Origin of the sequence: Luteolibacter sp. LG18, assembly GCF_036322585.1 — a bacterium.
Classification (GTDB): domain Bacteria; phylum Verrucomicrobiota; class Verrucomicrobiia; order Verrucomicrobiales; family Akkermansiaceae; genus Luteolibacter.
In genome coordinates this window covers 1,889,117-1,904,423 of the sequence record NZ_AP024600.1, presented here as the reverse complement: position 1 = coordinate 1,904,423, position 15,307 = coordinate 1,889,117, and the positions used below count along the sequence as shown (strand labels likewise).

The following is a 15,307-nucleotide window of genomic DNA, read 5'->3' as shown; positions in this document are numbered from 1 at the left end:
AGGTGGGTGTTTGGAGTAGCGCGCGGCTACTTCCCCCACCCCGCGAGCAGGGCAGCGAGCGTTCTCACGCCCCAGCCGGTCGGGCCCTTCGGGTAGAGCCCCTGCCAATCGTGGTCGCCATCGCTGACGGCGGTGCCGGCGACATCGAGGTGCAGCCAAGGCGTGGTGGGCATTGCCTTCGGCGCATCCTCGCCAACGAAGAAGGAAAGGTAGGCCGCGCCGGTGCCGGCGTGGGAGAACCGGTAGGGCGACGAGTTGTGCAGGTCGGCGACGCTGGCGCGCATCTGGTCGCGCAGCGATTCATCGAGCGGCAAGCGCCAGACGCGCTCGTCAGCTTGCTGGGAAGCCTCCTCCAGCACCTTCACGAGATCGTCGTTATTGCTGAAAACGCCGGTGATGGTGCGGCCCAGCGCGACCAGCACGCCGCCGGTGAGGGTGGCGGCATCGATCACGGCGGAAGGCTTGTAGGTCTTCGTGCCCCAGGCCAGCGCATCCGCAAGCACCAGGCGGCCCTCGGCATCGGTGTTGGTGATCTCGCTGGTCACGCCATTGGCATGGGTGATCACGTCATCGAGACGGTAGCAGGCGGAATCGATCATGTTTTCCGCGATGGCGAGGATGCAGACCACGCGGGTCTTCACCTTCAGCAGCGCGAGGGCCTCCATGGTGGCGAGCATGGTGCAACCGCCCGCCTTGTCCGCCTTCATGCCCTTGCCGCCGTCCGGCTTGATGGAAAGGCCGCCGGAATCGTAGGTCATGGTCTTCCCGACCAGCAGCACCGGCGCGGTTTTCTTCCCGGAGGGATTCCACTCCATCACGGCCAGCCGTGGCGGGATCGCGGAACCGGCGCCGACAGCCAGCAGACCGCCCATCTGGAGCTTCTTCGCCTCGGCCGCCCCGATGACGCGGAACGCCATGCCGTGGGTCTTCGCGATTTCCCGGGCGCGCACCGTCATCCACTCCGGGGTGGCGATGTTGGGCGGGGTGGCCGCGAGGGTGCGGGAGGTATTGACCGCCTGGCCGAGGAGCAGGCCGGTCTTAAAGCCGGCGTGGAAACGCGGGTCCAGGGAAACCTTGAACGCGGCCGTCGGCTTGGCCGCGGAGGCGGCACCGGCGAACGGCTTGCTGTCGAAGGTGGCGATGGTCAGACCTTCCGCCAGCGCGCGGCCGGTCGCCTCATCGTCGCCACCGGCCGGAAGCGCGGTGAGGTCGAAGCTGAAATCACTCACGCCGAGATCCCGCATCGCCTTCACGGTGCGGACGGCGGCGAGACGCAGCGCGGCGGTGCCCGCCTGCTCCGCGATCCCGACGATCACCGTGATCCGGCCCGCGGCATCGACCACCGTGCGGGTGTCCTTCGCCCCGACCGGGATGCCCTTGAGGGCTTTGGCCAGCGGCGCGGGCAGCCCCTTCCCCGCCTCATCGGAGGCAGGCAGGAGGATGGCGAGCGGCTGGGTGGCGGAGGACTTGGAGCGGCGGAGCGTGATGGTGGACATGGCCAATGAGCAACGTGACAAAAAATCAGATCACATGCTCCTCGCCCGGCTGCGGCACGATCACCTGGGTGGAGGGCAGTTTTTCCGCGAGCTGCTGCTTGAACCACTCGACCGCCGGCTCATCGCCGTGGACGAGGAAGGTCTTCGGCGGGTTCACCTTGAGGATGTACTCGAGGAGCGATTCGCGGGTGGCGTGGCCGCTGAAGTCGTAGACGCGGACATCGCAGTTGATCGGCACCGCGCCGTGCTTCGGGTCGATGACGACATGGTCACCCTGGGCGGCGGCGCGGATCTTGCCACCCGGGGAGGCGGGATCGGCGTAGCCGACGAAGAACAGGCCGTTCTTCTTGTTCTCCAGGATGCCGGTGCGGGCGAAGAGGTTCGAAACGGTGTTCTCCGTCATCATGCCGCTGGAAAGGGCGTAGATCGCGCCCTGGACCAGCGGGATCTGGCGCGGCTTCCGGCGGTCGCGGCTACCCGCTTCCAGCTCCATGTCCGCGAGGATCCGGAAACCGGGGAGCTTGCGGCGGGAGGTGTCGCTGTGGCGGTCGTAGATGAGGGTCATCTTCGTGCTCAGGCCGCCGATGTAGACCGGGGTCTTGTACGGGATCAGGCCCTCGCGCTTGAAGCGGTGGATCATCGCCAGCACCTCCTGGGTCTTGCCCATGGCGAAGACCGGCAGCAGCACCGAGCCCTTGCGGGCGATCACGCGGGAGATCGCCTCGCCGAGCGAGTTTTCCTCCGAAAGGCGGGTGTAGTCCGGGCGGCGGGCGTAATCGCCACGGGTGGTCTCGATCACCAGCGCGTCCACCGGCTCATGCGGCAGGATCGCCCCCTTCTGGATGGTGGCGTCCTCGAAATTCACGTCGCCGGTGTAGAGCAGCGTCTTGCCATCGGCCTTCAGCGTCACGCCCACCGAGCCGAGGATATGACCGGCATCATGGAACGTGGCCCGGATCTTGCCATCCGGGTCGACATCGAAGGGCCGCTCGATGCCGCGGAGCTCGAACTTCTCGGCGATGATGTCGATGTCGCGGTGCTCGAAGAGCGGATACTCGGTGAGGCCGAGCTCGATGCGCTTCGCCTGCATCACGTTGACCGAATTGTGCAGCATCGCGGTGGCGAGGTCCGCGGTTTCCGGTGTCAGGAAAACCTTCGACTGCGGCTGCTTGTCCATCAACACCGGCATGGTGCCGACGTGATCGAGGTGCGAGTGCGTGATGATGGTGGCATCGACGCTGCCCGGTTCCACCAGCTCGAAGCGCGGACAGGCGTCCATGCCCTCCAGCTCGGGGTGCATGCCGGAGTCGAGCACGACGCGGGCGCCGGAAGCTTCCAGGAGATAGGAATTGGCGCCGATTCCGGCGTGGCGGCAGAGACTTTTGAAAATCATTCGGTCCGGCTAAGTCCGGCGACCATGGGGGACGGCGGCAATTGTGTCAACCGGACCGAATTTCAAGGATTTGTGGCGCGGATCGCGGCGAGCGCGTCGGCAGCCTGCTGGTCGGTGGCGGCGGAGAGGTCCTTCCACACCAGCAGGCCGTCCCGGAACAGGAAGGCCTGGCGGCGGGTGAAGCCGAAGGAATGGGGGACGCCGAAGGCCCCGGCGAGCTCGGCCTTGGTGTCCGCGAGCAGGGCGAAGGGCAGGTGGTGCTTGGCGCGGAACTCGCGCTGGCGCTCGACGCTATCGAGGCTGACGCCGAAGACCCGCGCCCCGAGGTCGAGCAGCTCGGCGTAGGAATCGCGGAGGCTGCACGCCTGCTTCGTGCAGCCCGGGGTATCGGCGCGAGGGTAGAAGTAAACCAGCAGCCAGCCGGTGGCCCCGGCGGCGGCCAGGTTCACCGGGGCACCGGAGTCATCGGGCAGCGTGAGATCCGGGATCCGGGCACCAGGGGCCAGCGATTCCCCGGCGGGGGCGAACCAGCGGCCGATGCCATCCAGAAAGCGGGAAACGGGAGAGTCCGTGGCCATGGAAAAGAGGTGCCAAGGGAACGCGGAACTTGCAACCTGTCGAAGTGGAATGATTTTCCAATGGACATCCGCGCCGGGCGGCGGTACAGAGCGCGCCCCGCGCGGTGGTTTCCATCGCTTGGGAAACGACGTGGCAGAGTAGCTCAGGGGTAGAGCAGAGGACTCATAAGCCTTTGGTCGGCGGTTCAAATCCGCCCTCTGCTACCACGTTTCCCCTTTTCCCGCCCCACCCGGCAACGGATCACTCCAAGCCGCGATCCTCGAGATCCTGCTCCTCCCAGCCGAAGTAGTGGCCGAGTTCGTGGAGGAAAGTGATGCCCACCTCGTCACGGTAGTCCTGTTCGTCCTGCTCGACCCATTCCCACAGGTTGGCGAGGAAGAGGCGGACGCGCGGCATCTCACCGCCCGGGGACGATGACTCCTCCAACAGTGAGGGGCCTTCGAACAGGCCGAGTTCGTCGCCTTCGAGCTGTTCGTCGTGCAGGCTGCGGCCGGGGCGCTCCTCGAACGAGATCGAGCACGCCTGCGCGGGCTTCTTCAGCTCCGGCGGCAAGGTGCCGAGCACGGCCTTCACTTCTTCATCGGCCCACTTGGAAAGCGTTTCGAAATCCATGGCGGGTTTCTAGCGGATGACAGGCGGCGAGGCGAGAGGTTCGTGGGGGAGGCTCAGCCTAACGGGTTTCGCGCGGTCTCCCTGTTAGGACCGGAAAGAAAGCGCGCAGGCCTCCGAGGAGCGGCGGGATTGCCTCCGGCCATGCCAATGAGCGCGCTCCGCGCAGCAAAAGGAAGGTCGCGAAGCTTCCGCCGCATTCGAACTCTCGCTGCGCTCGAAAGTTCTCACCTACCACCCCGACGTCGTTTGGCGATCGGACGGATGGAAACGAAAAAAGCCTCCTACTGGAGGAGGCTTAATCAACCATGGTCGGGGCGGCGGGATTCGAACCCACGACCTCTTCGTCCCGAATGATTGAATTTTTTTATTCAAAACATTCATTTTAAGTCGATTGAGAATCTAGTGATTAAGGAATGCCTTGCAGTTGCCAAATTAGTTGCCAATTTTGCACCATATGGCTCGCCCGAAGAAGGTCCACCACTTCAAGCTCAAGCCCCACAAGAATGCGGCCGGAAGCCAGTCGTGGCAAGTGACAGGCACCACTCCCGACGGTACTCGCATCCGGCAGAACTTCCAGGACAAGGCTGACGCTCTTCAGCGCGTCGCGGATCTGGAGCAGGAGATTGTCGGCAAGGGCGACTCCCGCCGAACCCTCAAAACCGCGTTATCCCCGGAGCAGGTCGCTGACGCCGAGACCGCCTTCGGTCAGCTTGGAGGCTCGGGCCTCTCCAAAGCCATTAGCCACTACTTGAACCTCCGAGCGAAGGCCGAGGAGAAAGGCGTCAGCCTCGATCAGGCCATTGCCTTTTTTGAAGCCCGCTATCGCCCGGAGATCCGGGAGATCACGATCCTCAATGCCAAGCAAGAGTTTCTCGAAACCCGCAGAGGGATTCGGGCCAGTACTCGGTCCAACTATGACATCGGGCTGGGTCTCCTCCTGAAGAAGGACCCGAACGCCTTCGTCCACTCGTTCACCGTTGGCGATCTGGAAAAGATCCTCAAGGGTTACACGAACGTGCAGTCGCAACGATCCTTCCGGACCATCTTTTCCGTATTCTTTGGCTGGGCGGTGCGCCACCACTACTGCTTGGAGAACCCTTGCGAACGCTTCGACAAGCTACCGAAGAACATGAGCCAGATCGCAGCACTCTCGCTGAACGAGTGCAAACGCCTGCTCTACGCCGCCGTGACCTACCAAGGGGGCAAGGCGGCGGCCTGTGTCGCCATCGGGCTGTTCGCCGGCCTTCGCCCCAGCGAGCTTCAAGACCTCGAAAAGGAGAGCATCCAGAAGGAGAGGATTCGCGTGGTGGGTGGGAAGCTGCGCCGCAAGATCAAGCGGTCGGCCCCGATTCCCCCGGTCCTAGCTGCTTGGCTGGAGAAGTTTCCCTTCGAAGGGGTTCCGAAGGGTTGGTCTTCGAAACTGAAGACGCTCAAGAAAGCGACCAAGGCCAAGAAGTGGGTGGCCGACATCATCCGCCACACCTCGATCACCTTCCAAGCCGAGCGCGACAAGAACGAGGCGCTCACGGCGTACAACAACGGCACCTCGAAGGAAATGATGGACCGCCACTACCGGAACGTGATCGACGAAGAAGAAACCATCCGGGAATTCTGGAACTTAACTCCGGAAGCGCTTCTCAAGGCATCACTCTCCGTCGAGCTACCCGTGAAGTTCCGGATCGATTGGCCCGACAAGAAGGCTCTCAAGGCGCTCGTGTGGGAGAAGCCACTCATTCACGCCGCCAAGGACATCGGTGTTTCCGACGTGACTCTAAAAAAGCACTGCCTGGCTCTTGGTATTGTATTACCATCGCGTGGGCATTGGCTGGCCCGGAGCGGCTCCTGAATACGACTCTTCAAGAAGACCGAATTTCAGCTCCCTAGCGGTGTCTGCGTATCAAGCCTCGAACTGCCATCCACAGTTCACTTGGCCAATTTCCAACAAAAATTTCAACATGAGGCGGATCAGCTGAGATCATGTCAGCCTTGTGGAAGTAAAAATACCTTCCTTTCAGTATTGTGGCGTGTCCGACAATCCATTCGACATTCAGTTCTACAGCTCTATTTCTACACCACGCATGCAAATACGTTCTAACTAAGATCGAAAAATTTTGCAATTACCCGCGCAATTCCCAGCACCACCATCATCATTACATAAGATCCGAGAAAAATACACAGCGCCAAAACATTAACATTGACCCCCATAACCCATTTATCATCGGAAAACAATGATATCATAAATACACAAAAGGCGATAAAAATTTCGAAACCTGGATTCAAGGATATTCCGCTGCTAGTTGTGGAAGTCCTTTTATCGGAAACTCGCCTTTTAAGCGCGACTATCGGGGTCAAGGCGTTCCAAATGCCCTTCATGAGGAGAAGGGCTAAGAGGATGTTTAGAAGCAGCTTGGTCATGGCGTTTTTATTTTAATACACGCTGGCCAAGCGCTCCCTTAAATTTTTCCCAACCTGGCGGCCAAGCCAAACGTGATGCTGGGACAGCTTCGGTAATGGAATTGGCTAAAGGTACCGCAGCTCGCTCATAGGTCAATGGTGCGACTGTTACCTTTGGCCCCCACAAGCCAGTTTTTATGAAATTCCATCTGGTTGGTCCACCCACCATTACCCACCTCCCAGCTGCAAGATCCGGCACTACTCCCTTGCTCGCCCAAGAGGTGACAATTACTATCTTTGGGGTCGCGGCTGGTGCTTTGCACAATACCGAAGCATTCCCCTCGCATAGCGACCATGCCAAAATAGCAGAATCCCTTAGATCCGAGGCTGGCGATTTGTAATTATAGTGTCCCGCCTTACCATATGGATTCGGAGGCGACATATCCATGTCGACGGCAGAAGTACCAAGCATCGAAAACTGCCCCCCTGCGATATAACGAGCTTGGTCACCCAACCACATGCCGCCCTTCATAGTTGACGCTCCGAAATTGATGACGCCATCGCTGATAAAGGCGCACGCCGCATCTAGGTGTCCTAGTTGGGCTTTGCCAGCTGCTTTCAGCCCCCAAGGGTCAGAGCTATCGCTTTGATCGGCAGTTTCCTCGTTGAAAAGATGTTGGAATGCAGCGGTAAAAGCTCCGTTCGCAAATTTGCCCCCTCCAATTGCCGACGCTGTTCCGCCAACGACCCCGGCAAATGCCGTGCGAATTGCTTTGCCAGCGGGACCACCCTCTCCAAGTTTGTCCATTCCAAATTTTTCACCGATACGGTCAGCGACAGCTCCTGCCATACCTGAGATGAACCCATCTTGAAACTTGCCGCCCATGGCCGCATTGCTAGCACCACCCACCACTCCGTGGCCTGCGGTATGTAGCACTACGGCGGCTTCGGCATGGTTTTTGACGAAGTTCGTCGCCCAACCCTCGCCGTGATCGAGCGGCCCGAGGATGCCACCGCAGATAGCTCCTGAGATAGCTCCCACGAGAATTCCCTTAGCCATGTCGTTACCGCTGCCGCCGTTGACCGCGCAGTTACCCGCGCTTGATATGGCTCCCGCGATTGCGCAGACGGTCGCTTTCCCCAAGGTCGCGAACGCCAAAAGAGGGTGGGCCAAATCGAAGGCTAATCCCGCCGCCCAAGTGAAGCAGAATGCCACCGCGTAGAAGGCGATAATCGAGATCACCACCGTCGCGATAAGCGCCCCAATGCCGCTGATCTTGTGGCCAGTCGGGTCGGTCTTGCTCAATGGGTTGTTGAGCACGTAACTATAGCGGTTGAAGTTCTGGCTCCATTCCGGCACCTGAACATAGGGATCCGGAGAGAGGAAGCGGCCGATCTCCGCGTCGTAGATGCGGCCGTTCATGTGCACCAGACCGAAGTCGTCGAGCATTTCATGCCCGGTGTAGCCACGGCGATAGCTCGTCGCCGAGGTCTGGTAGTCATCGCTGGAGGCAGTCCGTAACGGTCCCCAGCTCGATGCATCGCGCCGCTCTCCCCAAGCGTTGAAGCTCTGGCGCTCTGCCTTTCCGATCGACCAGCTGTTCTGCACCCACGTGCTCACCAGCACCACGTCGGTCGATCCCAACGGGTCGGTGAGGATGATCGAGAGCGTGGCAGATGGGCCCCCTGGCGCGCCGGCGGTGTCGTCCACCGTGTAGACTGCTCCCCCGAAGCTGTGGCGATGGAGGGTCTGGGTGACAATCTCGGTTCCTCCCGCCGGCTTTGAACTGTGGATCTCCCGCTCATATGCGCCGAAGTACAGTTTCGTGGTGGTGGCCGTGGAGGTGTCCACAAACGTCCGCGTAACTTCCTGCTTGGCCCGGGCTCCGGCCGCGTCGAAGGAGAAGGTGCCGGTGGCCGACGATGGCAGGTATTGGACCGCCGCGTCGATGCCGACGATCTTGTTCGTATCCTCGTGCCCCGGAACCGAAGCATCGTAGAGGCCGGTGCCGGTGAAGGTTTTCAGCAGCGGGCAACTGGTCTGCATCACCCATGAAAGCTGCCCGAAGGAAGCCCAGCCGAAGGTGCGCAGACCGTCCGAGGTCGCGTTCCCGTCTGCATCGTAACTATAGGCGCGGTTGTCCCCGCTTCCCGGGTTCTTGATTTTGGCCGAACTGACCGCGTGGGGGCGGCTGCCTCCGTAAGTGAGGGTATCGGCCCCCTTACCCGTCAGATTTCCCTTCACGTCATATGTGTAGGGCACGCTCGATTCACCTCCGACCGTGGACGAGGTCAGACGGTCCAGGGTGTCGTAGGTGAAGATCTCGGTCTTGTTGATGAGCTTATCATTCCGGGATGTGAGGTTCCCGTTGGCATCCCACTGGTATTCCAAGTTCTGGAGAAGCTTGTTCCCGCCCTTGGTGTGTGTCGATTGGATGGCCGTCGTGTGTCCGGTGCGGGCGTTGGTGGTGGTGACACGGGTCACCATCCCGGAGAGCACCTCCGTGCTTTCGAAGGTGACCACTGAGTTCGCGCCGCTGCCCTGCTGGTGCTGAACCTGCGAGCCGAAGGCCCACAGCAGTGTGCCGATCGGCCCCGTCGAAGCGCTGCGCAGGATCACCCCAGTCTTGAAGCTGCCAAACACCGGATCGTAGCGGTTGCAGGTGGTCACTCCGCCCGCGTCCGTCGTCTCCTTCATCTCCCCAAGCGCGTTGTAGCAGGTTTTCGTTACAGTGGTTTCCCCGAACTGAGTCTTGGCCAACAGCGTGGGACGTCCCAACGAATCGTAAGTAGTCTCCTCCAGATAACCCGCCGGACCGGTGATCTTCCATATTTTCCCCCGCGCTGGCCCGGATGCTAGATAACTACGATTCCATATGCCCTCCGGCGTTGTCAGCTTCGTAACCCGGCCGCAGGCATCCAATTCTGAAGATGTCGTATCGCCCCGGCCATTGGTAACGGAAGTCACCTGCCCAAACCCATTGAACGAGGACCATGATGCACCCGCGTCAATATCCCATTCGTATGTCTTCCGACCCAGTGCATCGTAGCTCGTTGCAACAACCTCCACACCGCCCACCTTTACGGAGATTACACGGTTTTCTGCATCATGATCGAACCTTGTCGTCTGGCCCGAGGGATCGGAGGATTGAATGAGACGACTGTGCTGATCATCCCAGCGCTCGACCAAGTTGTTCTTGCGGTTGTGAACGATTGAATGGAGGCATGGCTGGCCGTCGAGCGTCACCTTCTGGATCAAGGTGATGCCGTCGAGTGTGCCGTCCGGATGCTTGGTTTCCATCACCCGGTCGATGGCATCGTAGGTGAAGGTCGTCCAAAGCACAGCATCGCCCAACAGGAACGGGTCCGAAACGCGCAGCTTGCGGCCGCGGTTGTCATACTTGGTGATCGTGAACTGCCGCTGGAAGGAGGGCTCTCCATAGCCGTTCACCGAGGTCATCGCGGTTTTCTCGGTCACCACCTCGCGCCCCAACACGTCAAAGTAAGCCGTCGCCCACGGCGTGCCGGACGCTTGCGCCGAACGCGCCCAGTGAATCTCCGTATAGTTACTGCCGTCCTCCGGTGCACCGTCATCGGATTCCGATTTGTTGAGTTTCCCCAATACTTGTGCAGGCAGCTCCGCGTTAGTGGCATAGCGGGTAATTTCCGCCGCCGCCGTGCCGTCCGGATTGCGTGTGACCAGCTTGGTGCCGAAGGCATCATACTCATAACGGGTCTCCAATCCGCCAAAATCCGTCGAGCTCGTCCTCAAGGCCGCAGAATAATCATACCCGTAGCTGAGGGTATTGCCCATCGGATCGGTTTCCGAAACCACGAAGCGATGGCGACCGTCATAAGTGGTGGTTTTCGTGCGGGCTTGGCCGGCCGTGACCGTGGTTGAGATCACGTTGCCGCACGCATCGCGACTGTCATAAGTGGTTTTGACCGTCGTAACTCCAGTCGCCTCGACCGTCTCCGAGGTGATCAATCCCGTGGCGGACGAGTATTCGAACTGCGAGGTCTTCACCGACGGCCCCCCACCTACAGGCGTTTTGGTCACAGTGGCCTTCGAAAGGCGGCCAAGATACCAGTTCGTTAGATCAGGAGGGTAGTAGGTGTTCTCGGTGTAGACTGAAGAACCGTCCAGCGCCGTCACCAGCGTGTTCTTCGCAAACCCATAGACATTCAGGTTGTTCCAAGAGGCATCGGGAGTTCCCGATGGCACCATCTTCTTCCTCGATTCGTTCCAGACCCAGGTAATCGGCGGTAAGGCATCCTCCTGGTAGTTCTGGACCGTATGGGCGACCGAGATCGGATTGGCCGAGTCCGCCAAGTCGAATTTCTTCTCCCACGACTCCAGTTGTACCGGCCGCCGGACCCAGCCACCCGCGCCTTCCACGTAGGGTAATTCGCCATAGGTCGACGTGTCTTCGGCCACCAGCTTGAACCCGGCCGTCACCCCGGGAAGATGCGGATCCTGCATACCCTGATCTAGGATCACGTTGACGTAGGTCTCGGTTTTCACCGGCCTACCGGCATTCGGATAAATCGAGGATGACGTGGTTTTTGTGTAGCCCTTCTCCACGATCACGCCGTTGGCGTCCATCAGCTCATTGTGAACCTCCACCCAGTTGAACCCGATGGATGCCTCGTTCAGACGGTCGAAGCGCAGGTCGCCGTAATGGCGGCGGGTGCAACGCCAGCCGTTCTGGCCATCCGGCTCCTTCAGCCGGGAGACCACCAGCCGGGTGTCGCGCACCGCGATCTGACCAGCGAGCATGCCACCTTCATTCGCCGTGTAAACCGCCCGGCCGGCCGAATCCCCGGCCATCGGCGTCGGATCGTTCAAGCGCCGGTATTCCACCTTCAACGTAGAATCGAACCCGTCCTTCACCGCGATCAACACCTCAGGCTTGCACTGGTTGATCCAGACCTGTGGGCTCTGGTCGACCAGCCCGGTGATGAGATCGGGGAAGCCGTCGCCATTGAGGTCCTGCAACCGCGAGCGGCGCTTGCTGTTCTGTGAATCCCCCGAAGTATTATAGATTCGGTTTCCGGATGGAAGCCCCCACAACGTGCGTCCGTCCCAGCCATTACCGGTGTTGAGCAACGCCACGTTGTGGTTGGAGTTGTTGGTCCCGCCGTAAACGAAATTATCGTCACCAGTGTTCTGGCTCACCAAGATGTCGGGAAGCCCGTCCCCATTGAGGTCGGCAACCTCGTAACCGGTTTGATTGTAAGCGTTGTTCAGCGCGAAATAAAGTGGTCTCGGCACGTCGAACGTCGACCTCTGGGCCGTGGCACTGGAGGCTCCAGGCTCAAGATTCCAGATCGGCGAACTCGCTCCGCCCCGGTTCATATACACACAGCCGGCGATCACTCCATTGATCTGGATTTTACGCACATAGTCGGGAAGGCCGTCGCCATTCAAATCCATCATCTCGCCGCCGATCGGATCCCCCGACACGTTGGCCAGCGCCGCGTTGTTGTATGTTCCAGCCGCTTTGGGAAGGTCCCACGGCGAGGGCGCCGCCTGACCGGCATCCTTCACAGTTTCCCAGCCCAGCGCCTCACCGTTGGCGGCGAACGCCATCTTATACGTATAGCGCTGTTCGGGAGTCATCGACAGGGCCTCGACGATCTCCGGGCGCCCGTCCCCGGTGATGTCCAGCAGCCTTCGCCCAAGCTGGTTTTCCGCGGGATAGGTCCGCTGCAGCATTTCCGGCAAACCCAGATTGTCGGCACGCACCCAGCCCTTACCAAGATGCACCTTGTTCAGCCAGCAGGTGGTGCGATCCCCCACTACGGGAAGCCGATATGGATTATTGGGATCTTCCGCCGTCGCGTTCTCATTGCTAGGGTCCACCAGTTTGCCTTGCGTCGTCGTGTAGAACACCAGGTCGGTGTATCCGTCCGAATCGATGTCGACCCATTCGCAATGCTGGTCCCGCGGGGTGCCGCCATAAGGAGCCGTCGAGCCGATATTTTTCACCCGGAACGGCAGCTTGTAAGCCGGAAGCTCCTGCCACGCTCCATTCAAATTCGTCCAGAACGTCAGATCGTTGGAAAGCGAACCGGACACATACTTGATCGAAGTCGAGCCCAAGAAGTCCGGCTTGCCATCCCCGTTGATGTCCATCTGCTGCGCGAACAGGTGGTGCTTCCGGTTGTAGTTGTAGGATTCCAGGTCATCCTTCCGCGATGATAGCGGCAAATCCACCAGAGGCCTCAGGGTTGTATCCAGCACAAAGCCGGACCCCGTATTGCGGTAGACCTGCCCCACTGTGTTAGGCTTCAAGACTCCCGCCGACAAGCCGTAGTCCGCCGCACGCCAGTCGCACATGTCAGGCAAGCCGTCGCCGTTCAAATCCATGAACCGGATGCCCAGATCCTTGCCGTAGACATCGCTGAAGTGCGGAACTTCCCATTGGCTCGAAAAGGTCATGGCGGACGCCGGGACACCATCGATCGGACGGTACACCCGCAAGTCCTTGAACACGATGCTCGAAACCCCGTCGTTGGGGTTGTCATCGACGTTGATGAGCACCAGATAGGGATGGGCCCCTGTCGCGATCGTTCCCACCGGGATGCTCACCGGCATCCATCCGTCCGATTCCTCGACATAAGGAATCGTGCCCCGCTTGGCGATGCCCGCGGGAGCCGCGCCACTGCCTTTGATGAGCGTCAGGCGGTTCGGGCTCGCCGAATACGTCGGATTGTCATCAAGGCCGATGTAGGCTCCCGAAACAAACGACTCAGCATGCACTTTGAACGTCAGGATCGAATCTGACGAAAGCGTCACCCCACCACCGGGGATCTGGGCCACACGCGCCACGTCCCCGTCCAAACGGATCGAGGTGCCGCCGTCTCCCGTGCTTACCATCGAGTTGACGTTGCCGGTCGCATCCCACGAGGCGTTGTAAACCGGCCACTGGTTGTTCACCGGCGCGTCACCCCACGGGCTTCCCGAGGTCAACCCGTCATAAGTGAACCGGGTCGCCGGGATCGTCAGATTCGCGTCGTTGCGAGCCCTCTTCTCCACCGATGTCAGGAACGACCGGCCGGTCTGATAGGAGTTCGTGTAGCCCAGCACGTAGCTGTGGTTGTCATACGAACCATCGGTCACTACCCGGATCCGGGAGAGCCTCTTAGAAACCAAGTGGCTCAGCTGAGCGCTGTATGCTCGGGACACGTCGTCACGGGATTCATAGTCGAAGAACACCGTACAATAGGTCCCGAGCCCCGCCGCGTCATTGCCCGTATAATCAATCCGGTCCAGCCGAAGGTTCGTCACGTCAATTCCCGACACCGTGTCGCGTGTATAGGCCACCTTGTAATAGTTGCCGACCGTGTCGGAGACCCTGTTGACATTCCAGCTCAGCACACCCGATGCCATCGCTTCCACCGAGTCGGTGGTATGGCCCAGTTCGACGATCAAACCGGCCTTCGTTTCAACTTTCCACCACTGAGAAGCACCGGTCCCGTTGAGCGTCACCCGCGCGAACGAATCGGTTTCCGTCCGATACTTCGAACCCGCCGTCCCATACGTACCGTCCACACAGACCAGCCGTTCGCCATCCAGGAAAAAGCGGTCGTATTCATTGAAACCCACGGGGTGATAAAAGCCATCCTTCATCGCCGATCCCGCCCCGCGAGTGATCTTCTGTAAACCGCTGAGGCTCCAACCCACCCCGTACAAGCCATTCCCGCCGTTGCTTGAATAACCCAACGCCAGCTTCGGTTCCATCCCTGCTGTCCCCTTCGGAAGATCGATCGGAACCGAATACACTGCGGAACCGTCGCCACCCACGGAAAGCGATCCGTTCACCGCTCCCACCATCTGGTGGCGGTCGATTACGCTCAGCGGTTCGATCCGGTTGCCGCCGCTTGCCGAAAGCGTGTCCGCCACCTTGCCGTTCGGAATCTTCGAGCCCGCCGCCCACAGGGATTCCATGTACTTCTGGATCAGAGATTTACCATTTGAATCCAGAACGTCACGATCGTAAGTGCCCACCGTTCCTCCGTTCGCGGCTTCCCACGCGTCCGGCAAGCCGTCGCGGTCCGTGTCCGTGAACAACATGTTGTCCGGGTCCGCTTGCAACTGGTCCAAGTGCACGTTCCCCGCAAGGCTCCCGTAGAACTCGATCTCGGTCAGGTTGCTGCCACGACCCTCGAAATCCAAGTTGGCCGCCACCATCTGACCGTCGATATAAAGATCCCACACCAGATGCTCGTAGTCCTCACGCAGCATCACCCGCACGAACGACGACGCCTCGGTTCCCCCAGTCGGCACCGTATAGGTGCCGGAGGTTTCGATCCAATCCGGCAGTTGGCCATCCAGCGCGTTGTCGTTACCGTTCCGCGCCCACACCTTGCCTCCCTGAAATGCCACCTGCGCCCCGTTAGCATAGATCGACGCCATGCTCCCGTTCGGATTGGCAGCAGGTTTCACAAGCACATCGATGAACGCGATCTTCTTCTGCGCGTCCCACGTCACCGGCTGAACCACCTTCGTCTCTGTGCCGTAGGTCGTCCCCTTCGCCAATTCCAACGAGTTGCCCGTCGCCCCGACCTGTCCCGGCACCACCGAGGCCGAGCCATTCTCCACACTCCAGCTCGCTCCCGTCACGCTCTCGAACGGCTGGATGAATGCCAAAGCAAAAGCGTTGACACTCAGCGCAAGCTGCAGCGTGAACACCGTGAACCACTTCGAAGCGTAATTGAACTTCATGCAAAAAGGAGGGAGGGGAAAAGGAATAGTGCCCTCAACGCGGGCGAGAAACGCGGCGGAGCGAGACAGTTCTCCCGTATCTTGGCAACCCTGTTAGGGTAG

General features: G+C 60.3%; 7 protein-coding genes and 1 tRNA gene. 2 read left to right on the top strand and 6 right to left on the bottom strand.

Annotated elements, in window-relative coordinates:
- Positions 1-26: 26 nt before the first annotated feature.
- The 3 genes from llg_RS07915 to llg_RS07905 all read right to left on the bottom strand — a co-directional run bounded on the left by llg_RS07915 (position 27) and on the right by llg_RS07905 (position 3,467).
- Positions 27-1,496 (bottom strand): leucyl aminopeptidase family protein, encoded by a 1,470-nt coding sequence (locus tag llg_RS07915; protein ID WP_338289199.1) that lies wholly within the window; start codon positions 1,494-1,496, stop codon positions 27-29.
- 25 nt (positions 1,497-1,521) lie between these two features.
- Positions 1,522-2,889 carry an MBL fold metallo-hydrolase gene (locus llg_RS07910; RefSeq protein WP_338289198.1) on the bottom strand — a complete coding sequence of 456 codons (1,368 nt, stop codon included), beginning with the start codon at positions 2,887-2,889 and terminating at the stop codon, positions 1,522-1,524.
- A gap of 62 nt (positions 2,890-2,951) precedes the next feature.
- A complete protein-coding gene (locus llg_RS07905; protein ID WP_338289197.1) occupies positions 2,952-3,467 on the bottom strand; it encodes a peroxiredoxin in 516 nt (171 codons plus the stop codon).
- A gap of 132 nt (positions 3,468-3,599) precedes the next feature.
- Between llg_RS07905 and llg_RS07900 the strand changes: the two genes are divergently transcribed.
- Positions 3,600-3,674: transfer RNA gene (locus llg_RS07900), tRNA-Met, on the top strand.
- Positions 3,675-3,708: 34 nt separating this feature from the next.
- On the opposite strand, the gene llg_RS07895 is transcribed toward llg_RS07900, so the two are convergent.
- A complete protein-coding gene (locus llg_RS07895) occupies positions 3,709-4,080 on the bottom strand; it encodes a metallopeptidase family protein (RefSeq protein ID WP_338289196.1) in 372 nt (123 codons plus the stop codon).
- Between the two features lie 454 nt (positions 4,081-4,534).
- On the opposite strand from llg_RS07895, the gene llg_RS07890 reads away from it, so the two are divergent.
- Positions 4,535-5,926 (top strand): hypothetical protein, encoded by a 1,392-nt coding sequence (locus llg_RS07890; RefSeq protein WP_338289195.1) that lies wholly within the window; start codon positions 4,535-4,537, stop codon positions 5,924-5,926.
- Between the two features lie 245 nt (positions 5,927-6,171).
- Here the strand turns inward: llg_RS07890 and llg_RS07885 are convergent, their stop codons facing one another.
- Positions 6,172-6,495: a hypothetical protein gene (locus llg_RS07885; protein WP_338289194.1), complete on the bottom strand. Its 324-nt coding sequence runs from the start codon at positions 6,493-6,495 to the stop codon at positions 6,172-6,174.
- A gap of 7 nt (positions 6,496-6,502) precedes the next feature.
- On the bottom strand, positions 6,503-15,205 hold the full coding sequence (locus llg_RS07880) for an RHS repeat-associated core domain-containing protein (protein WP_338289193.1): 8,703 nt from the start codon (positions 15,203-15,205) through the stop codon (positions 6,503-6,505).
- Between the last annotated feature and the right edge of the window lie 102 nt (positions 15,206-15,307).

Excerpts from the sequence above, each read along its gene's own strand:
- llg_RS07915 (WP_338289199.1), bottom strand. The coding sequence starts at position 1,496 with ATGTCCACCATCACGCTCCGCCGCTCCAAGTCCTCCGCCACCCAGCCG.
- llg_RS07910 (WP_338289198.1), bottom strand. The coding sequence starts at position 2,889 with ATGATTTTCAAAAGTCTCTGCCGCCACGCCGGAATCGGCGCCAATTCC.
- llg_RS07905 (WP_338289197.1), bottom strand. The coding sequence starts at position 3,467 with ATGGCCACGGACTCTCCCGTTTCCCGCTTTCTGGATGGCATCGGCCGC.
- llg_RS07895 (WP_338289196.1), bottom strand. The coding sequence starts at position 4,080 with ATGGATTTCGAAACGCTTTCCAAGTGGGCCGATGAAGAAGTGAAGGCC.
- llg_RS07890 (WP_338289195.1), top strand. The coding sequence starts at position 4,535 with ATGGCTCGCCCGAAGAAGGTCCACCACTTCAAGCTCAAGCCCCACAAG.
- llg_RS07885 (WP_338289194.1), bottom strand. The coding sequence starts at position 6,495 with ATGACCAAGCTGCTTCTAAACATCCTCTTAGCCCTTCTCCTCATGAAG.
- llg_RS07880 (WP_338289193.1), bottom strand. The coding sequence starts at position 15,205 with ATGAAGTTCAATTACGCTTCGAAGTGGTTCACGGTGTTCACGCTGCAG.